Raw genomic sequence first — 19,331 nt, 5'->3', positions numbered from 1 at the left:
TCGGCGTCCGCGGCCCTGCGAGGGTTTGCAAGCCCATTGACCCTTGCGGCGTCATCTCTTGGGGGAAGCAGACTTGTTGGGGTGGCCCGGCGAGGTTACCTATGACCACCGTCGTAGCCGTCCGCAAGGGCGGCCAGGTGGCCATGGTGTCGGACTCGCTCGTGACCTTCGGGGACACGCGCATGTCGCATCGCATGGAGGCCAACCGCAAGATGTTCAAGGTCGACGATGCCGTCGGCCAGAGTGTCATCGCGGTGGCCGGGTCCGCAGCGCACTTTCCGGCGCTGCGGCATGCCCTGGCGGCGACGGCGCGCGAGGAGCTTCGCTTCGGCAGCAAGGACGAGGTGTACCGCACCTTCACCCTGCTGCACCCGGTGCTGAAGGACACGTTCTTCATGCAGACAAAGGAAGACGAGCACGAGCCCTACGAGTCGAGCCAGTTCACCCTGTTGCTGGCCAACCCGAGCGGGATCTACGGCGTCTACAGCTATCGCGAAGTGTTCGAGTTCAAGGAGTTCTGGGGCATCGGCTCCGGACGCAACTTCGCACTCGGCGCCATGCATGCGGCTTATGCCAGGGCGCGTACCGCACTGGAAGTCGCGCAGGCCGGCATCGATGCCGCCTGCGAATTCGATCGCAATTCGGCCGGACCGGTCGACGTTCTCACACTCAAACTCAAGGTGTCCAAATGAGCGAACAACAAATCAAGGTGCCCGACATTGGTGACTTCGACGAAGTCGCGGTGATCGAGGTGCTTGTCAAGGTGGGCGACACGGTGAAGGCGGAGCAATCGCTGATCACGGTCGAGTCGGACAAGGCCTCGATGGAGATCCCGTCCTCGGCCGCGGGCGTCGTGAAGGCGCTGGCGGTGAAAGTGGGGGACAAGGTCAAGGAGGGCTCGGTGGTGCTGACGCTGGAGGTCAGCGGTGCCGCCGCAGCGCCTTCACCCGCTGCGCCGGCGCCTGCGCCTGCTGCCGCCGCACCGGCGGCGAAGCAGGCGCCCGCAGTGTCGGCGCCGGCGCCTGCTGGCTCGTACAGCGGATCGGTCGATGTCGAGTGCGACGTGGTGGTGCTCGGCGCCGGCCCTGGCGGCTACTCGGCCGCCTTCCGCGCGGCCGATCTGGGCCTCAAGGTCGTGCTGATCGAGCGCTACGCCACGCTCGGCGGCGTGTGCCTGAACGTCGGTTGCATCCCGTCCAAGGCGCTGCTGCACGTCGCATCGGTCATGGACGAGGTCAAGCACTTCGAATCGCTGGGCGTGACCTTCGCTGCGCCGACGGTCGATCGCGCCAAGCTGCTCGGCCACAAGAACAAGGTGGTCGGCAAGCTCACCGGCGGCCTCGCGGCGATGGCCAAGATGCGCAAGGTCACGACGGTGCGCGGCGTCGGCAACTTCATCGACCCGTACCACATCGAGGTCGAAGAAACCTCCGGCACGAGCTGGGACACCACCGGCAAGAAGCAGGTCGTCAAGTTCCGCAATTGCATCATCGCGGCCGGTTCGCAGGCGGTGAGCCTGCCCTTCATGCCGAAGGACGATCCGCGCGTGGTCGACTCCACCGGCGCGCTGCAGATGGGCACCGACCCCAAGCGCATGCTGATCCTGGGCGGCGGCATCATCGGCCTGGAAATGGGCACGGTGTATTCGACGCTCGGTGCGCGGCTCGACGTGGTCGAGATGCTCGACGGCCTGATGCAGGGCGCCGACCGCGACCTGGTCAAGGTCTGGCAGAAGATGAACGCGCCGCGCTTCGACAACATCATGCTGAAGACCAAGACCGTGGGCGCCGAGGCAACCAAGGACGGCATCAAGGTCACTTTCGAAGGCGAGCAGGCACCGAAGGAGCCGCAGGTGTACGACCTGGTGCTGCAGGCCGTCGGCCGCAGCCCCAACGGCAAGAAGATCGGCGCCGAGAAAGCCGGCGTGGCCGTGACGGACCGCGGCTTCATCAACGTCGACATCCAGATGCGTACCAACGTGTCGCACATCTTCGCGATCGGGGACATCGTCGGCCAGCCGATGCTGGCGCACAAGGCGGTGCACGAGGCGCATGTGGCGGCCGAGGTGATCGCCGGCGAGCAGAAGGGCGACAAGGAACTGTCCAGCGCCGCTTTCAACGCCCGCGTGATCCCGAGCGTGGCCTACACCGATCCCGAAGTGGCATGGGTCGGCATCACCGAGGACCAGGCCAAGGCCGAGGGCGTGAAGGTCAAGAAGGGCCTGTTCCCGTGGACGGCGTCCGGTCGGGCCATCGCCAACGGCCGTGACGAGGGCTACACCAAGCTGCTGTTCGACGCCGAGACGCATCGCATCATCGGCGGCGGTATCGTCGGCACGCACGCCGGCGACATGATCGGCGAGGTGGCGCTGGCCATCGAGATGGGCGCGGACGAGGTGGATATCGGCAAGACCATCCATCCGCACCCGACGCTGGGCGAAAGCATCGGCATGGCGGCAGAAGTGGCGCACGGCACCTGCACGGACTTGCCTCCGTCGAAGCGCTGAACGCGCGAAGCACTGCGCCAATAAAAAATCCCGCCCTTTGAGGTGGGATTTTTGTTTGGGGCAATGAACCGGCTGGGGCCATTGCCTCGATGGATGCAGGCTATTCGCCGGCGCTCACCGGTCCTTGCACCGCCTCGACACGCCGCGCGCCATTGAAGCGACGTTGCCAGTAGCTGCCCGTCATGTCTTCCACGCGCACTTCGGCGCCGCTGCGTGGCGAATGGATGAACTTGCCTTCGCCAATGTAGATGCCGACATGGCTGAAGGCGCGGCGCATTGTGTTGAAGAACACCAGGTCGCCGGGTTTCATGTCCGCGCGGGCGACGGGTTCGGTCGCGCGGGCCTGCTCCTCGGCGCGGCGGGGCAGCACCATGCCGACGGTCTGGTTGTACATGGCGCGGACGAATCCGCTGCAATCAAAACCTGTTTCGACGCTGTTGCCGCCGCGGCGGTAGGGCACGCCCAGGAAACCGACGGCACTGACGACGAGTTCGGAGGTTCGGTCGGTGACGGACTGGCGCACTTGATCGAACTGGCTGATCAATCCCTTGTTGTTGGCATTGAGCGCCTGGTCCAAGTCGTTTGTGCGGTCCTGGTGGGGTGCCGCATGTGCGGCGACGGCCAGCAGGAGGGGGGCGAGTAAGACTAAAAAACGCATGACCGGTAGGATATTGATGACAAACGGTCATGTCAAATAAATCACACTTTGCGATTCATGCGCTAAGTGCTTGTCGCATAACGATATTTTTCAATAATCGTGATGTGAAATGTAAAGCTTGGCAAGTTTCGCGATCGATTTGTCATTTCCCTGTAATCTTAAAGTTCGTTAAATGATGTTAATTGCATCTAACTTCTCCGATTGATTTGATGGAAAAGGGGGCGAACGCATGGGAAACGGCATGAACCGGCGCCACTGGCGTGTCGCGGCGGGGTGGCTGCTGGCAGCTCACGGCCTTGCTGCAGGCGCGGCTCCGCGGCCGGAGGTCGTGGCGAGCGGACTAGACCATCCTTGGGCGGTGACTTTCCTGCCCGAGGGGCGGTTCCTGGTCACGGAGCGTCCCGGGCGGCTGCGAGTCGTTGAAGCCAGCGGCAAGGTCGGCCCTTCTGTTGCGGGCGTGCCGATGGTTGTGGCAGGGGGGCAGGGCGGCCTGCTGGACGTGGTGGCCGATTCCGGATTTGCGCGCAATCGCGTGGTGTACATCTGCTTTTCAGAACCCGGTGGCGTCGGCAACAGCACGGCGCTCGCCAGCGCCCGGCTCTCGGAGGAAGGGAGCCGGCTGGAAGACCTGAAGGTCCTCTTCAGCCAGAAGCCGAAGGTCGTGAGCCGGTCGCACTTCGGCTGTCGCATCGTCGAGGCCAGGGACGGCACGTTGTTCCTCACGCTGGGCGAGCGATTCAGCCGCAAGGACGACGCGCAGACGCTGGACAACCATCACGGCAAGCTTGTGCGCATCGGCAAGGACGGCTCGGTGCCGAAGGACAACCCCTTCGTGGGCAAGCCGGGAGCGCTGCCCGAGATCTGGAGCTACGGTCACCGCAACAGCCAAGGCGCCACGCTGGCGCCGGACGGCGTGTTGTGGATGACCGAGCACGGGCCGCAAGGCGGGGACGAGATCAACATTCCGCAGGCGGGGCGCAACTACGGCTGGCCCGTCGCCACCTACGGCGAGAACTACGGCGGCGGCAAGATCGGCGATGGCATCACGGCGAAGGAAGGCATGGAGCAGCCGCTGCACTACTGGGTTCCGTCGATCGCGCCGTCGGGCATGGCATTCCTCACCAGCGACCGGTATGGGTCGGCGTGGAAGGGCAACCTGTTCGTCGGCTCGCTGAAGTTCGGCTACCTCGACCGCATTGAACTCAAGGATGGCAAGGTGGTGGCCGAGCACAAGTTGCTGACCGACGACGGGAAGCGCGTCCGCGACGTGCGGCAAGGCCCGGACGGGCTTCTGTATGTGGTGACGGATGAATCCAACGGGCAACTGATCCGGCTGCTACCTGATTGATGGCTGCCGGGCGAAAGGCGTGAGATTCCGCAGCCAGATCGGTGGCCGCAGTAGAAGGATTCACCCCTTTCAACGGCAACGGGGCAATGGCAGGCGTGGCAACAGGTTGCGCCAGAGGCGCATCCATTCCGGCCAGTCATGCCCGCCCTCGGTCGTCGCCACATGATCCGCGTGCAATGCGTCGGCGAGCAGGCGATGGCTGAAGGCGAAGCGATCGTCCAGTCCGTAACCGAGCCAGAGCGGCGGATGGTCGCTCGGCGGCGGCTCGTTGGAATAGGCCTGTAGCCAGCGCCATACCCGCAGTTCACGCCGTTCGCGTGGTGACATCTCAGGCAGCACCGGGGGCGCACGCCATCGGGCCAGGCCGCCGGCGTTGTCGATGCCGGTGGCGATCAGGCGCTCGCCGAGGTAGGGCGCGATGGCGACGATGCCGGCCAACTCGCCGGGGCGCTCCTCGGCGTAGACCATGCCGCCAAAGCCGCCGATCGATATGCCGACGATCCAGATCGAGCCATAGCCTTGGGCTTGCGCCGGCGCGATCACGTCCGCTCGCAGCCGATCGATGATGACGCCGTTGCTGTAGTAGCCGAGGTGCGCGTCGACGCGCAGCACGTCGACTGACAGGCCGCGCTCCCGCACTGCGTCGATGTAGCCTTCCCGCACGAACTCCGCGGGGTCGGAGTACGCGCCGGGCAGCAGCACGAGCAAGGTATCGGTCTGCGCGGGACAGGCGCTTCGGTCAAGTTGTTGGGCCATCGGCACCACCGGCGCGCGCGATGCGCAGCCGACAAGCAATGCGCACGCCGTGAGAGCGAACGCCACGCCGCGACGGCGAGGGGTGGTCGATCGCATGACTTCAAGGGGGACTGCGCCGACGTGCGAGAGCAGTGCGTTCAAGGGTGTCTCCGGGTCTCGAATGGCGCGGGGCATCGGCGATTTGAACACCGCCTTGTCTTGCCGCCATGCGGGTTGCGCAGACGACGAATGTTGAGGTGATGGACGTCGTGCCCGATAGATGGTGTCTGAAGAAACCGCGATATTCCGACAACCGAAGGCAAAGGTCGCGAGGGATTTGCGATGGTCGCAAGAGGAAGCCCGAAGAATTCTCTGGAGTCGATGTGGCTCTGCCATCTCGACTCAATCCCCCGCGGGGGCGGGTGGGGCATGGCCCGGCCCTGCGACTCTTCTTGAGTTCTTCGCGGCTTCGGCGAAACCCTTGCGGCTCTTGCATTCGGCTGTCCGCTTTCGGAATTCAGCGTCCCATCGACGGCAGGCTCCAGGTTCGGTGGTACGTTCCATGTCCGCCGTTCTTGAAGAGATATTTCGCCATGCTGCTCGATGCATCCCAATCCCAACTCGTGCTGGTTGATTACCAGGCGCGCCTGATGCCCGCGATTTTTGAAGCGGAGGCGGTGGCCGCCAACGCCGTGCGGCTCGGGCAATTTGCCAAGCTGCTGGGGGTGCCGGTGTTCGGTACCGAACAGAACCCTTCGAAGCTCGGCGAGAACTTGCCGGCCATTCGCGCGCTGTGTGACCGCACGCTGGCCAAGATGCATTTCAGCGGTGCGGAAGAGGGCCTTGGCGAGTGGCTGCGTGCGCCCGCCTCGGCGCCGAAGGGCAATGCGCGCAGCCTGCCCAAGCACTTGCAGAAGCCGGCAGCGCAGGCGGACGAGCGCAACAGCATCGTCATCGCGGGTTGCGAGGCCCATGTCTGCCTGCTGCAGACGGCGCTGGATCTGCTGGAGGACGAGTTCGAAGTCTGGGTTGTGGTGGACGCCTGCAGCTCGCGCACCGAGCGCAACCGCGACGCGGCCTTCGACCGATTGGCGGGTGCGGGTGCGGAACTCGTGACCACCGAGATGGTCGGCTTCGAATGGTTGGCCACGGCCGAGCATCCGAAGTTCAAGGAATTTCAGGCGATGATTCGATAGCGCTGGGGGCGCGCCAAGGATCCGCGCACTTCGTGGCGCATCTTCACTCCCCGCCGGGGCAGCGCCAGTGGCCCCGCAATGCCGGTTCCACGGTGCGCCGGATCGAAGCAAGCAGGCCTGATCCGGGCATGAGATTTCGCGCCACAGCGGAACGTATCAAGGAGACAAGTCAATGGGTTCGTACAGTGAGTTCTATGGTCGTTCTGTGGACGACGCGGAGGCGTTCTGGGCTGAGCAGGCCGGCTTGATCGATTGGCAGACAGCGCCCAGGCAGATCCTGGATGCGAGCAATCCCCCCTTCGCCAGATGGTTCGTGGGCGGCACGACCAACCTGTGCCACAACGCCGTCGACCGGCACCTCGCGACGCGTGGCGACGACGCCGCGCTGATCTTCGTCTCGACCGAAACCGGCGTCGAGCGCGCCTACGCCTTCAAGGAACTGCATGCCGAAGTGCAGCGCATGGCCGCGAGCCTGATCGAACTCGGCGTGGGGCAGGGCGACCGCGTGCTGATCTACATGCCGATGATCCCCGAGGCTGCCTTTGCGATGCTGGCCTGTGCGCGCATCGGGGCGGTCCATTGCGTGGTGTTCGGCGGCTTCGCCAGCGTCTCGCTGGCATCGCGCATCGAGGATGCGGAGCCCAGGGTCGTCGTCAGCGCCGATGCCGGTTCGCGCGGCGGCAAGGTGCAGGCCTACAAGCCGCTGCTCGACGAGGCCATCCGGTTGTCCAGGCACAAGCCCGATGCCGTCCTGCTGGCCGATCGCGGGCTGGCGCCCATGGACCTCGTGGCGGGACGCGACCACCTGATGAGCGCACTGCGCGCCAGGCACATCGATACCCAAGTTCCGTGCACCTGGCTCGACGCCACGGCCATCAGCTACACCCTCTACACCAGCGGCACGACGGGCAAGCCCAAGGGCGTGCAGCGTGACACAGGCGGCTATGCCGTCGCGCTCGCTGCCAGCATGAAGCACATCTTCGACGGCCGCGCCGGGGAAACCTACTTTTCCACCAGCGACATCGGCTGGGTGGTGGGCCACAGCTACATCGTCTATGGCCCGCTGATCGCCGGCATGGCGACCATCATGTACGAGGGCCTGCCGACGCAGGGCCTGGACCAGCAACCGGACGGCGGCATCTGGTGGAGCCTGGTACAGAAGTACAAGGTCACCGTCATGTTCAGCGCGCCCACCGCGGTCCGCGTGCTGAAGAAGCAGGACCCCGCGTTGCTCGGAAAGTACGACCTCTCCAGCCTGCGCGCCCTGTTCCTCGCCGGCGAGCCTTTGGACGAGCCCACCGCGCGCTGGATCAGCGAAGGCCTGGGCGTGCCGATCATCGACAACTACTGGCAGACCGAAGCGGGCTGGCCGATCCTCACCATCGCCAATGGCGTCGAGAAGAAGCCGAGCAAGCTGGGCAGCCCCGGTGTGCCGATGTACGGCTGGCGCGTGAAGATCCTGGACGAGGAAACCGGCGAGGAACTCACCGCGCCCCACGCGAAAGGCGTGGTCGCCATCGAAGGCCCGACGCCGCCCGGCTTCATGCAGACCGTCTGGCGCGATGACTCACGCTTCGTCAAGACCTACTGGAGCAGCGTCCCCGGCAAGGTCGTGTACTCGACCTTCGACTGGGGCATCAAGGACGAGGACGGCTATTTCTACATCCTCGGCCGCACCGACGACGTGATCAATGTGGCCGGGCATCGCCTGGGCACGCGCGAGATCGAGGAAAGCATTTCAGGCCATTCGAACGTGGCCGAGGTTGCGGTGGTCGGCGTCGCCGATGCGCTCAAGGGCCAGGTCGCGATGGCCTTCGTCGTTCCCAAGGCTGGCACGGCAGCCAGCGATGCGGACGCGGCCCTGGCGCTGGAAGGGGAAATCATGCAGCGCGTGTCCGACCAGCTCGGTGCAGTGGCCCGCCCGGCCCGCGTGCGCTTCGTGACGGCGTTGCCCAAGACCCGCAGCGGCAAGCTCCTGCGCCGCGCCATCCAGGCCATTTGCGAGCAGCGCGACCCCGGTGACCTGACGACCATCGACGACCCTTCGTCGTTGCAGCAGATCAAACAACTGGTTGCACCTTGAAAGCTTCACGAAAGCTTCGCATGTTGTGTCACGTTTCAACGTGGCACAATCGCCCCCGTACTCAGGCCCTTCCCCAGCCACAGTCGCATCCGCCAATCGGTTCAGCCGTGTCGCGGAAGGTTTCTTAACCAGCTAGTGCTTCCCCCAGGGAAGCGAAGGTCAGCGGAATATGAGCGAATCCAACACGCCATCGGCGTACCGTGCCTATCAAGGCAACACCTACCTCTTCGGCGGCAATGCGCCCTATGTCGAAGAGATGTACGAAAACTACCTTGCCAACCCCGGCAGCGTGCCCGACAACTGGCGCTCGTATTTCGACGCGCTCCAGAACGTCCCCGCCGGCGACGGCAGCAACACCCGCGACGTTCCTCACCTGCCGGTGATCAACGCCTTCGCCGAACGGGCCAAGCAAGGCACCACGCGTGTGGTGCAGGCCAGCGGCGCGGATTCCGAACTCGGCCGCAAGCGCACCGCAGTCCAGCAATTGATCGCCGCGTACCGCAACGTCGGCGCCCGCTGGGCCGACCTGGACCCGCTCAAGCGCACCGAGCGCCCCTCCATTCCTGAACTCGAACCCTCGTTCTACGGCTTCCACGACGCCGACCTCGAGACCGTGTTCAACACCAGCAACACCTTCTTCGGCCGCGACACCATGTCGCTGCGCGACCTGCTCAACGCCCTGCGTGAGACCTACTGCGGCACCATCGGCGCCGAGTACATGTACACCACCGACCAGAACCAGAAGCGCTGGTGGCAGGAAAAGCTCGAACGTGCGCGCACCAACCCGCAGCTCACCGCCGAGCAGAAGAAGCACATCCTCAACCGCCTGACCGCCGCCGAAGGCCTCGAGCGCTTCCTGCACACCAAGTACGTCGGCCAGAAGCGCTTCTCGCTGGAAGGCGGCGAGAGCTTCATCGTCGCGATGGACGAACTGGTCAACCAGGCTGGCATCGCCGGCGTGCAGGAAATCGTGATCGGCATGGCCCACCGCGGCCGGCTCAACGTGCTGGTCAATACCCTCGGCAAGTTGCCGGCGGACCTGTTTGCCGAGTTCGAGCACACCGCGCCGGAAGACCTGCCGGCTGGCGACGTGAAGTACCACCAGGGCTTCAGCTCGGACGTGACCACGCCCGGCGGCCCGGTGCACCTGACCCTCGCGTTCAACCCCTCGCACCTGGAAATCGTCAACCCTGTGGTCGAAGGCTCGGTGCGCGCACGCATGGACCGCCGCGGTGACTCCGAAGGCGACTCGGTGCTGCCGATCATCGTGCACGGCGACGCGGCCTTTGCCGGCCAGGGCGTCGTCATGGAAACGCTGGCGCTGGCACAGACCCGTGGCTACTACACGGGCGGCACGGTGCACATCGTCATCAACAACCAGATCGGCTTCACCACCAGCGATCCGCGCGACAGCCGCTCGACGCTGTATTGCTCGGACATCGTCAAGATGATCGAGGCGCCGGTGCTGCACGTGAATGGCGACGACCCCGAAGCCGTGGTGCTTGCGACCCAATGGGCGCTCGAGTACCGCCAGGAATTCAACAAGGACGTGGTCGTCGACATCGTCTGCTTCCGCAAGCTGGGCCACAACGAGCAGGACACGCCTTCGCTGACCCAGCCGCTGATGTACAAGAAGATCGCCCAGCATCCCGGCACGCGCAAGCTGTATGCCGACAAGCTGGCCGCGCAAGGCATGGGCGACACGCTGGGTGACGACATGGTCAAGGCGCAGCGCGCCGCCTTCGACGAAGGCCGCAACACCATCGACCCGGTGCTGACCAACTTCAAGAGCAAGTACGCGGTCGACTGGAGCCCCTTCCTCAACCGGAAGTGGACCGACGCGGGCGACACCGCCATTCCCACCTCCGAGTGGAAGCGCCTCGCCGAGAAGATCACCACCGTGCCTGGCGGCTTCACCGTGCATCCGCTGGTGAAGAAGGTGCTGGACGACCGCGCCGCCATGGGCCGCGGCGAGATCAATGTCGACTGGGGCATGGGCGAGCACATGGCCTTTGCCTCGCTGGTGGCGAGCGGCTATCCGGTGCGCCTGTCGGGTGAAGACTGCGGCCGCGGCACCTTCACGCACCGCCATGCCGTGCTGCACGACCAGAACCGCGAGAAGTTCGACACCGGCATCTACACGCCGCTGGAAAACGTGGCCGACGGCCAGGGCCCGTTCGTCGTGATCGACTCGATCCTGTCGGAAGAGGCCGTGCTCGCCTTCGAATACGGCTATGCCTCGAACGACCCCAACACGCTGGTGATCTGGGAAGCGCAGTTCGGCGACTTCGTCAACGGCGCGCAGGTGGTGATCGACCAGTTCATCGCGTCGGGCGAAGTGAAGTGGGGCCGCGTCAATGGCATCACGCTGATGCTGCCGCACGGCTATGAAGGCCAGGGCCCGGAACACAGCTCGGCGCGCATCGAGCGCTTCATGCAGCTGTCGGCCGACACCAACATGCAGGTGGTGCAACCGACCACGGCCAGCCAGATCTTCCACGTGCTGCGCCGCCAGATGGTGCGCAACCTGCGGAAGCCCCTGGTGATCATGACGCCGAAGTCGCTGCTGCGAAACAAGGACGCGACCTCGCCGCTGTCCGAGTTCACCAAGGGCGGCTTCCAGACGGTGATCCCGGACAGCCGCGACCTCAAGGCCGAGAAGGTCAAGCGCGTCATCGCCTGCTCGGGCAAGGTCTACTACGACCTGGCCAAGAAGCGCGAAGAGCGTGGCAGCGACGACGTGGCGATCATCCGCGTCGAGCAGCTGTACCCGTTCCCGCACAAGGCCTTCGCCGCGGAACTGAAGAAGTACACCAACCTCGCCGACGTGGTGTGGTGCCAGGATGAGCCGCAGAACCAGGGCGCCTGGTTCTTCGTGCAGCACTACATCCACGAGAACATGCAGGAAGGCCAGAAGCTCGGCTACGCCGGACGTGCCGCGTCGGCATCGCCGGCCGCAGGCTACTCGCACCTGCACCAGGAACAGCAAAAGGCGCTCGTCGATGCGGCGTTCGCCAAGCTCAAGGGCTTCGTGCTGACCAAGTAATCCGAATCACAAGAACTCAACAGAACGCGCACGAAGCGGAGCGAAATTCAAATGTCTATCGTAGAAGTCAAAGTCCCCCAGCTGTCCGAATCGGTGGCCGAAGCCACCATGCTCACCTGGAAGAAGAAAGCCGGCGAAGCCGTCGCCATCGATGAGATCCTGATCGAGATCGAGACCGACAAGGTGGTGCTGGAAGTGCCGGCGCCTGCGGCTGGTGTGCTGGCCGAGATCGTCCAGGGTGACGGTGCGACGGTGGTGGCCGAGCAGTTGATCGCGAAGATCGACACCGCCGGCAAGGCGAGCGCGGCGACACCTGCTGCTGCGCCCGCTGCCGCGGCACCGGCAGCAGCACCCGCCGCGGCTGCTGCTACTGGCGGCTCGAAGTCCGACGTCGCCATGCCGGCCGCCGCCAAGCTGCTGGCCGACAACAACCTGAAGGTCGGCGACGTGGCCGGCTCCGGCAAGGACGGCCGCGTGACCAAGGGCGACGTGCTCGGTGCCGTGGCTGCCGGCGCCACCGCCAAGGCCGCACCGGCCGCGGCAGTGCCTGTGGCCGCCGCCCGCCCGGCGCTCGCGCAAGTCGCGGCGCCGGTCAGCGCACCGGACCTCGGCGACCGTCCCGAACAACGCGTGCCGATGAGCCGCCTGCGCGCCCGCATCGCCGAGCGCCTGCTGCAATCGCAAGGCACGAACGCCATCCTGACCACCTTCAACGAAGTCAACATGGCCCCGGTCATGGAGATGCGCAAGAAGTTCCAGGACGCGTTCAGCAAGGAACACGGCGTCAAGATCGGCTTCATGAGCTTCTTCGTGAAGGCCGCGGTGCATGCGCTGAAGAAGTTCCCGGTGCTCAACGCCTCGGTCGATGGCAACGACATCCTGTACCACGGCTACTTCGACATCGGCATCGCCGTCGGATCGCCGCGCGGCCTGGTCGTGCCGATCCTGCGCAACGCCGACCAGATGAGCTTTGCCGACATCGAGAAGAAGATTGCCGAGTACGGCAAGAAGGCACAGGAAGGCAAGCTGGGCATCGAGGAAATGACCGGCGGCACCTTCTCGATCAGCAATGGCGGCACCTTCGGCTCCATGCTGTCGACGCCGATCATCAACCCGCCGCAATCGGCCATCCTGGGCGTGCATGCGACCAAGGACCGCGCAGTGGTGGAGAACGGCCAGATCGTCGTCCGCCCGATGAACTACCTCGCCATGAGCTACGACCACCGGATCATCGACGGCCGCGAAGCCGTGCTGGGCCTGGTCGCCATGAAGGAAGCGCTGGAAGATCCGTCGCGCCTCTTGTTCGACATCTAAGCACTCCCCCAGGCTGCGCGCACTTCGTGTCGCTTCGCCAACCCCCTCGCCGGGGGCAACACCAGCGGCCCGGCAGAGCCGGTTCCGCGGTGTTTCGCGAAGGGGCGTCGGCCTTGCAACGCGGCAAGAAAAAGATACTGAAAGATCCAAATGAGTAAACAGTTCGACGTCGTCGTCATCGGCGGCGGCCCCGGCGGCTACATCGCGGCGATCCGCGCGGCGCAACTCGGCTTCAACGTCGCCTGCGTCGACGAGTGGAAGAACGGCAAGGGCGGCCCGGCGCCGGGCGGCACCTGCACCAACGTCGGATGCATTCCGTCGAAGGCGCTGCTGCAATCGTCCGAGCACTACGAGCATGCCGGCAAGCACTTTGCCGACCACGGCATCAAGGTCGAGGGCCTGGGCCTGGACGTTGCGAAGATGCTGGCCCGCAAGGACACCGTCGTGAAGCAGAACAACGACGGCATCCTGTACCTGTTCAAGAAGAACAAGGTCACCTTCTTCCACGGCCGTGCGTCGTTCTCCAAGACGGACGAGACGGGCTATGAACTGAAGGTTGCTGGCACCGCCGAGGAATCGATCAGCGCCAAGCACGTGATCATCGCCACCGGCTCCAACGCCCGCGCGCTGCCCGGTGCACCGTTCGATGAAGAAAACATTCTTTCGAACGACGGTGCCCTGCGCATCGGCGGCGTGCCCAAGAAGCTGGCGTTGATCGGCTCCGGCGTGATCGGCCTGGAAATGGGCTCGGTCTGGCGCCGCCTCGGTTCCGAAGTGACCGTGCTCGAAGCGCTTCCGACCTTCCTCGGCGCGGTCGATGAGCAGATCGCCAAGGAAGCCAAGAAGGCCTTCGACAAGCAGGGCCTGAAGATCGAGCTCGGCGTGAAGGTCGGCGAGGTGAAGTCCGGCAAGAAGGGCGTGAGCATCGCCTGGACCAATGCCAAGGGCGAAGACCAGAAGCTGGACGTGGACAAGCTGATCGTCTCGATCGGCCGCGTGCCCAACACCATCGGCCTGAACGGCGAGGCGGTCGGCCTCAAGCTCGACGAGCGCGGCGCGATTGTGGTCGACGACGACTGCAAGACCAACCTGCCGAACGTCTGGGCCGTGGGTGACGTGGTGCGCGGTCCGATGCTGGCGCACAAGGCGGAAGAAGAGGGCGTGGCCGTGGCCGAGCGCATTGCCGGCCAGCATGGGCACGTCAACTTCAACACCGTCCCGTGGGTCATCTACACCTCGCCGGAGATCGCGTGGGTCGGCCAGACCGAGCAGCAACTCAAGGCCGAAGGCCGCGCCTACAAGGCCGGCACCTTCCCCTTCCTGGCCAATGGTCGCGCACGTGCGCTGGGCGACACGACCGGCATGGTCAAGTTCCTCGCCGATGCGGCGACGGACGAGATCCTCGGCGTGCACATGGTGGGCCCGCAAGTCAGCGAGCTGATCTCGGAAGCCGTGGTGGCGATGGAGTTCAAGGCCAGCGCGGAAGACATCGCGCGCATCTGCCATGCGCACCCGTCGCTGTCGGAAGCGACCAAGGAAGCCGCTCTCGCAGTGGACAAGCGCACGCTGAACTTCTGAGCTCCCTTGAGCAGCGTCCTCCAGGCCTATCAGGCGGAACTCGTCACGCGCGGGTTCCAGAGCGACCCCGCGCAACTGCGCGCGGTGGAAGCGCTCGACCGCTGCGCGCGCGAATGGGCCGACTACAAGGCGCAGCGCTCCAACGCCTTCAAGAAGTTCCTCAACCGGCCCGACATCCCGCGCGGCGTCTACATGTACGGCGGGGTCGGCCGGGGCAAGAGCTTCCTGATGGACCTGTTCTTCAACGCGGTGCCGCTGCGTCGCAAGACGCGGTTGCACTTCCACGAGTTCATGCGCGAGGTCCATCGCGAATTGGCTGACCTGCAAGGGACGGTCAACCCGCTCGACGAACTGGGCCTGCGCATCTCCAGGCGCTACAAGCTCATCTGCTTCGACGAGTTCCACGTCGCGGACATCACCGACGCGATGATCCTGCACCGCCTGCTGAAGTCGCTGTTCGACAACGGCGTGGGCTTCGTCACCACCTCCAATTTCAAGCCGGACGATCTCTATCCGAACGGCCTGCACCGCGACCGCATCCTGCCGGCCATCGCGCTGCTGAACGAGAAGCTCGAAGTGCTGAGCGTGGACAACGGCACCGACTATCGGCGCCGCACGCTCGAGCAGCTTCGCATGTACCTCACGCCCAATGGCGCAGCGGCGGACGCGGAAATGCGCGATGCGTTCGTGCGGCTGGCGGAGTCGGCCGATGAGAACCCGATCCTGCACATCGAGGCGCGCGAGATCCACGCGCGGCGCATGGCGGGCGGTGTTGTCTGGTTCGATTTCAAGACCTTGTGCGGCGGCCCGCGCTCGCAGAACGACTACTTGGAAATCGCGGCCCAGTACCACACGGTGCTGCTGTCGGACGTGCCGCAGATGGGCGTCAACCGGGCCTCGGAAGCCCGCCGTTTCACCTGGCTGGTCGACGTGTTCTACGATCGGCGCGTGAAGCTCATCATGTCGGCAGAGGTTCCGCCCGAGGCGTTGTACACCGAAGGCCCGCTGGCACACGAGTTCCCCCGCACCGTCTCCCGCCTCAACGAAATGCAGTCGGCCGAATTCCTCGCCTTGGAACGTCGCACCGTAGACACCCGTCTCACATGAAGAAACTTGCGTTTTCGCTGCTGTTGGCGCTTCTGGCCGGGTTCGCAGGGGCCCAGGGCAGCAACTCGGGCGGGCTCGACCCCGCGGTCGAGCGGGCGCGCATCGCCGCCGAGCGGCAGGCGCTGCAATTGCGTGTCAGCACCGAGCGCGCCGCCTGCTACCAGAAGTTCGTTGTCGAGGATTGCCTCAGCGACAGCCGCCGCCGTGCGCGGGTGGTCAGCGATGACCTGAAGCGGCAAGAGTCGGCACTCAACGACATCGAGCGCAAGCGCCGCGCCGCTCTCGAAACGCAGAAGCTCCAGGACAACGCCGCGGAGAAGCGCGCGCGAGACCAGGCGGCCCAGCGCGAACAAGCCGTCGATGCGCAAAAGGGACGCGAACAGCGTGCCGCGGATCATGCGGCCAGCCGTGAAGCCATGACGGCGCAGGAAGCTCAGAAGCAGCGCGCCTTTGCCGAGAAGCAGCAGCGCCATGCCAGGGCCCAGGCCAAGCGCCAGCGTGACCGGGCGCAGGAACCAGTCAAGGAGGAGGCAGACAACGAGCGGCTGGAGAAGGCGGCAAGGCATCGCTCGGACATCGAGAGGCGCAATGCCGCGCGCGACAAGCCCCGCGCCGCGCCACTGCCGCCCTGACGCGCGGACCAGTGCGCGCCCTAGTCCTCGGCGGTCATTGGCCCTCGCGGCAAGGCTTCGAGTTTGAGCACGGCAATCGATATGTTGTCGCCAGTACCCATGGCCCGCCTGCGCGCTTCGTCAACCAGCAGTTCGACGGCCGATCGCGGCGATTGATCGGCCAGCACCGCTCCCATTTCTTCCGGCGTGAAGTAATGCCAGAGTCCGTCGCTGCAGGCCATCAACAAGTCGCCCGGCCTGAGCTTGGCAATGTGGTGCGTATCGATGGGCGGCGGCGCCGCCGTCATGCCAAGGCAGCCGATCAGGATGTTGCTCTGCGGATGCACCTCGGCCTCGTCCTCTGTGATCCTGCCGAGGTCGACCAGCGCCTGGACGTACGAATGGTCCCGCGTGCGCAGCACCATGCGCCCGCGCTGGAAATGGTAGACGCGCGAATCGCCAGCGTGGATCCAGACGCACTCGCCGCCGGGGTTGACCAGGAACGCGGCCAGCGTGCTGTGCGGTTCGCTCTCGCTCGACAAGGCCGTCAGCTTGATCACCGTGTGCGCATCGTTGACGATCCGGCGAAGCAGGTCGTGCATGTCGTCGACGGCGGGCGAGAAGCGGCTGAAAAGCTGTTTGGCCGTCATCAACACCTGGTCGGATGCCTTTCGCCCGCCACTGCGCCCTCCCATGCCATCAGCCACGAGGCCCAGCACGCAACCCTTGGCGCGGGGGTGTTCGATCAGGAGCACCTGATCCTGTTGATACGGGCGGTCTCCCTTGTGGAGACCCGTGGCTGCTGCGATTCGAAAGCCTCGGCTCATGCGCGCCTTGTGCGCCTCTGGCGCGATCCATGTGGTGTTCGTCAGGCAAAGACTGGACGTATTATCAAGTGAACACGTGTCGGCCCTCATGCGGTCGAACCCCATCCCGTTGGACTCCAATCTTCACTCCCTCTCGCGCCAGTTGATCGAACTGCGCATCGAACACGCCGACCTCGACGCCTCCATCGACCGGCTGGCGGACGCGTCGCCGCAAGACGAATTGCTGCTGCGCCGCCTCAAGAAGCGCCGCTTGGCCCTGCGCGACCAGATCGAGCGGCTGGTGCGGCAGATCGATCCGGCCGAGCCCGCTTGATGGCGAGCGAGGGGGATCTTGTCGCGCGGACGCGCGAAGCCTTCGCGCAGGAGGGCGCGCTGTCGCTGGCCGCCGACCAGTTTCGCGAGCGCGGCGGCCAGACCGACATGGCGCTGGCCGTGGCGCGAACCATCGAGGACGGCGGGCAACTGGTGGTCGAGGCCGGCACCGGCGTCGGCAAGACCTTCTCGTACCTCGTCCCGGCGCTGCTGAGCGGTGAGCGGGTACTGCTGTCGACCGCCACCAAGACCCTGCAGGACCAACTCTTCGGCCGCGACCTGCCACGGCTCGTCAAGGCGCTGGGCCTTCCGGTACGCACGGCCTTGCTCAAGGGCCGCGCCAGCTACCTCTGCCTGCACCGCCTCGACCTCGCGCGCCATGACGCGGGTCCGGACCGGGTCTCGGCGCGCACGCTGGCCAAGATCGAGCAATGGGCCCAGGCGACGCGCACCGGCGATCTGGCCGAACTGCCCGGCCTCGACGAGCGCTCGCCGCTGATCCCGCTCGTCACCTCGACCCGCGAGAACTGCCTCGGCGCGCAGTGCCCTCAGTTCCGTCCTTGCCACGTCAATGCGGCCCGGCGCGAGGCGCTGGCGGCGGACGTGGTGGTGATCAACCATCACCTGTTCTTCGCCGACCTGGCCGTGCGCGAGTCGGGCATGGCCGAATTGTTGCCGACGGTGCGCGTCGTGGTGTTCGACGAGGCGCACCAACTCAACGAGACCGGCGTGCAGTTCCTCGGCGTGCAGATCGGCACCGCGCAGGCCCTCGACTTCGCGCGCGACGTGCTTGCTGCGGGGCTGCAGCATGCGCGCGGGCTGGTCGACTGGACCTTGGTCGCGGCCACGGTGGAGCGCGCCGCGCGCGAGCTTCGACTGGTTGTCGGCAAGCAATGGCCTGGCGCCAAGTTGCGCTGGCTGGACGCCGCGCCCGAAGGCATCGAGCCCGAGGGTTGGCAGCGCTCGCTCGAGGCCCTGCAGCAGGGCTTTGAGCAGGCCGCCGAGGCCATCGACACGGTCAGCGAGATGGCGCCCGATTTCGTGCGCCTGCACGAGCGCGCCACCCAACTCGCGCAGCGCGCCGCTCGCTTTGCACTGGCATGCCCGCCGGAGTCCGTTCGCTGGGTCGATGTGGGCCAGCAGCTGCGCCTGATCGAGTCGCCGCTGGACATTGCCGAAGCCGTGCAGACGCGCGTGCTGAAGGCGGACAAGACCGACCCCGATGCCATCGGGCGGGCGTGGGTATTCACCTCCGCCACGCTCGGCGACGATGCCCGGCTGCGCTGGTTCACCGAGCCCTGTGGCCTCGGCGAAGCGGAGGTGCTGCGCGTGGCCAGCCCGTTCGACTACGCGGCACAAGCGGCGTTGTATGTGCCGCGGCAGTTTCCCAAACCCAACGATCCGAGCCACAGCGCCGCGGTCGCACAACTCGCCGCCCGCGGCGCCGCCGTGCTGGGCGGCCGTACGCTCGTGCTCACCACCACGCTGCGGGCGTTGCGCGCCATCGGCGATGCCATGCGCCAGCACTTCGAACACACCGAAGCCGAACTGCGTCCCGAGGTGTTGGTGCAGGGCGAACTGCCCAAGCGCGTGCTCATGGACCGCTTCCGCGAAGGTGCGGATGCCGGTCGGGCCGGCTGCGTGCTGGTGGCGTCCGCGTCCTTCTGGGAGGGCTTCGATGCGCCGGGCGACGTGCTGCAACTGGTGGTGATCGACAAGCTGCCGTTCCCGCCGCCCAACGACCCGCTGGTGGAGGCGCGCTCGCGCCGCCTCGAAGGCCAGGGGCGCAGTTCCTTCAACGATTACTTCCTGCCCGAGGCGGGCGTGGCCCTCAAGCAGGGCGCGGGCCGGCTGATCCGGCGCGAGACCGACCGCGGCTTGCTGGTGATCTGCGACACCCGCCTGGTGGCGATGGGCTACGGCAAGCGCCTGCTGGCCGCCTTGCCGCCCATGCGGCGAGTGGAGGGCGAGGCCGCCTTCGACTCAGCGCTCGCCGAACTGGTGTAGCCA

General features: G+C 65.7%; 15 protein-coding genes. 12 read left to right on the top strand and 3 right to left on the bottom strand.

Going from position 1 to position 19,331, the window contains the following annotated elements:
* The first annotated feature begins 101 nt into the window (after positions 1 to 101).
* Together WKW82_RS32965 and lpdA (WKW82_RS32960) are read left to right on the top strand one after the other, a co-directional pair.
* The gene (locus WKW82_RS32965) at positions 102 to 692 is read left to right on the top strand and encodes an Ntn hydrolase family protein (protein WP_340338745.1); all 591 of its coding nucleotides are present in this window, start codon (positions 102 to 104) and stop codon (positions 690 to 692) included.
* Entirely contained in the window at positions 689 to 2,506 is a 1,818-nt protein-coding gene (gene lpdA / locus WKW82_RS32960; RefSeq protein WP_340347135.1) for a dihydrolipoyl dehydrogenase, read from the top strand. Before WKW82_RS32965 ends, lpdA (WKW82_RS32960) begins: the two co-directional genes overlap by 4 nt.
* A gap of 100 nt (positions 2,507 to 2,606) precedes the next feature.
* Here the strand turns inward: lpdA (WKW82_RS32960) and WKW82_RS32955 are convergent, their stop codons facing one another.
* Entirely contained in the window at positions 2,607 to 3,164 is a 558-nt protein-coding gene (locus WKW82_RS32955) for a C40 family peptidase (protein WP_340347133.1), read from the bottom strand.
* A 241-nt stretch (positions 3,165 to 3,405) separates the two neighbouring features.
* On the opposite strand from WKW82_RS32955, the gene WKW82_RS32950 reads away from it, so the two are divergent.
* Complete coding sequence (locus tag WKW82_RS32950; RefSeq protein WP_340347132.1) at positions 3,406 to 4,512, top strand: PQQ-dependent sugar dehydrogenase; 1,107 nt, start codon at positions 3,406 to 3,408, stop codon at positions 4,510 to 4,512.
* Positions 4,513 to 4,581: 69 nt separating this feature from the next.
* Here WKW82_RS32950 and WKW82_RS32945 read toward each other — a convergent pair whose 3' ends face one another.
* Entirely contained in the window at positions 4,582 to 5,409 is an 828-nt protein-coding gene (locus WKW82_RS32945; protein ID WP_340347131.1) for an alpha/beta fold hydrolase, read from the bottom strand.
* Positions 5,410 to 5,840: 431 nt separating this feature from the next.
* Here WKW82_RS32945 and WKW82_RS32940 point away from each other — a divergent pair, with 431 nt between their 5' ends.
* The 7 genes from WKW82_RS32940 to WKW82_RS32910 all read left to right on the top strand — a co-directional run bounded on the left by WKW82_RS32940 (position 5,841) and on the right by WKW82_RS32910 (position 16,203).
* A complete protein-coding gene (locus tag WKW82_RS32940; RefSeq protein WP_340347130.1) occupies positions 5,841 to 6,443 on the top strand; it encodes an isochorismatase family protein in 603 nt (200 codons plus the stop codon).
* Positions 6,444 to 6,615: 172 nt separating this feature from the next.
* Positions 6,616 to 8,526, top strand: coding sequence for a propionate--CoA ligase (locus tag WKW82_RS32935; protein ID WP_340347128.1), 1,911 nt, complete (start codon positions 6,616 to 6,618; stop codon positions 8,524 to 8,526).
* A 169-nt stretch (positions 8,527 to 8,695) separates the two neighbouring features.
* The gene (locus tag WKW82_RS32930) at positions 8,696 to 11,572 is read left to right on the top strand and encodes a 2-oxoglutarate dehydrogenase E1 component (protein WP_340347127.1); all 2,877 of its coding nucleotides are present in this window, start codon (positions 8,696 to 8,698) and stop codon (positions 11,570 to 11,572) included.
* 51 nt (positions 11,573 to 11,623) lie between these two features.
* The gene (odhB, locus tag WKW82_RS32925) at positions 11,624 to 12,886 is read left to right on the top strand and encodes a 2-oxoglutarate dehydrogenase complex dihydrolipoyllysine-residue succinyltransferase (RefSeq protein WP_340347126.1); all 1,263 of its coding nucleotides are present in this window, start codon (positions 11,624 to 11,626) and stop codon (positions 12,884 to 12,886) included.
* 150 nt (positions 12,887 to 13,036) lie between these two features.
* Positions 13,037 to 14,464, top strand: a complete 1,428-nt coding sequence (gene lpdA / locus WKW82_RS32920) for a dihydrolipoyl dehydrogenase (RefSeq protein WP_340347125.1) — start codon at positions 13,037 to 13,039, stop codon at positions 14,462 to 14,464.
* A 6-nt stretch (positions 14,465 to 14,470) separates the two neighbouring features.
* Complete coding sequence (zapE, locus tag WKW82_RS32915; protein WP_340347124.1) at positions 14,471 to 15,571, top strand: cell division protein ZapE; 1,101 nt, start codon at positions 14,471 to 14,473, stop codon at positions 15,569 to 15,571.
* Complete coding sequence (locus tag WKW82_RS32910; protein ID WP_340347123.1) at positions 15,568 to 16,203, top strand: hypothetical protein; 636 nt, start codon at positions 15,568 to 15,570, stop codon at positions 16,201 to 16,203. The genes zapE and WKW82_RS32910 overlap by 4 nt, the downstream gene beginning before the upstream one ends.
* A 20-nt stretch (positions 16,204 to 16,223) precedes the next feature.
* On the opposite strand, the gene WKW82_RS32905 is transcribed toward WKW82_RS32910, so the two are convergent.
* Positions 16,224 to 17,009 (bottom strand): PP2C family protein-serine/threonine phosphatase, encoded by a 786-nt coding sequence (locus tag WKW82_RS32905; RefSeq protein ID WP_340347122.1) that lies wholly within the window; start codon positions 17,007 to 17,009, stop codon positions 16,224 to 16,226.
* A gap of 109 nt (positions 17,010 to 17,118) precedes the next feature.
* Between WKW82_RS32905 and WKW82_RS32900 the strand changes: the two genes are divergently transcribed.
* Both WKW82_RS32900 and WKW82_RS32895 read left to right on the top strand, forming a co-directional pair.
* Positions 17,119 to 17,322 (top strand): DUF465 domain-containing protein, encoded by a 204-nt coding sequence (locus WKW82_RS32900; RefSeq protein WP_340347172.1) that lies wholly within the window; start codon positions 17,119 to 17,121, stop codon positions 17,320 to 17,322.
* Positions 17,322 to 19,328, top strand: coding sequence for a DNA repair helicase YoaA (locus tag WKW82_RS32895; RefSeq protein ID WP_340347121.1), 2,007 nt, complete (start codon positions 17,322 to 17,324; stop codon positions 19,326 to 19,328). The genes WKW82_RS32900 and WKW82_RS32895 overlap by 1 nt, the downstream gene beginning before the upstream one ends.
* Positions 19,329 to 19,331: the final 3 nt, after the last annotated feature.

The sequence above is a fragment of the Variovorax rhizosphaerae genome, from assembly GCF_037889975.1.
Lineage (GTDB): Bacteria > Pseudomonadota > Gammaproteobacteria > Burkholderiales > Burkholderiaceae_C > Variovorax > Variovorax rhizosphaerae.
The sequence above is the reverse complement of the archived record's forward strand: the minus strand, read 5'-3'. Positions and strand labels throughout refer to the sequence as shown.

Excerpts from the sequence above, each read along its gene's own strand:
- WKW82_RS32965 (WP_340338745.1), top strand. The coding sequence starts at position 102 with ATGACCACCGTCGTAGCCGTCCGCAAGGGCGGCCAGGTGGCCATGGTG.
- lpdA (WP_340347135.1), top strand. The coding sequence starts at position 689 with ATGAGCGAACAACAAATCAAGGTGCCCGACATTGGTGACTTCGACGAA.
- WKW82_RS32955 (WP_340347133.1), bottom strand. The coding sequence starts at position 3,164 with ATGCGTTTTTTAGTCTTACTCGCCCCCCTCCTGCTGGCCGTCGCCGCA.
- WKW82_RS32950 (WP_340347132.1), top strand. The coding sequence starts at position 3,406 with ATGAACCGGCGCCACTGGCGTGTCGCGGCGGGGTGGCTGCTGGCAGCT.
- WKW82_RS32940 (WP_340347130.1), top strand. The coding sequence starts at position 5,841 with ATGCTGCTCGATGCATCCCAATCCCAACTCGTGCTGGTTGATTACCAG.
- WKW82_RS32935 (WP_340347128.1), top strand. The coding sequence starts at position 6,616 with ATGGGTTCGTACAGTGAGTTCTATGGTCGTTCTGTGGACGACGCGGAG.
- WKW82_RS32930 (WP_340347127.1), top strand. The coding sequence starts at position 8,696 with ATGAGCGAATCCAACACGCCATCGGCGTACCGTGCCTATCAAGGCAAC.
- odhB (WP_340347126.1), top strand. The coding sequence starts at position 11,624 with ATGTCTATCGTAGAAGTCAAAGTCCCCCAGCTGTCCGAATCGGTGGCC.
- lpdA (WP_340347125.1), top strand. The coding sequence starts at position 13,037 with ATGAGTAAACAGTTCGACGTCGTCGTCATCGGCGGCGGCCCCGGCGGC.
- WKW82_RS32910 (WP_340347123.1), top strand. The coding sequence starts at position 15,568 with ATGAAGAAACTTGCGTTTTCGCTGCTGTTGGCGCTTCTGGCCGGGTTC.
- WKW82_RS32905 (WP_340347122.1), bottom strand. The coding sequence starts at position 17,009 with ATGAGCCGAGGCTTTCGAATCGCAGCAGCCACGGGTCTCCACAAGGGA.
- WKW82_RS32895 (WP_340347121.1), top strand. The coding sequence starts at position 17,322 with ATGGCGAGCGAGGGGGATCTTGTCGCGCGGACGCGCGAAGCCTTCGCG.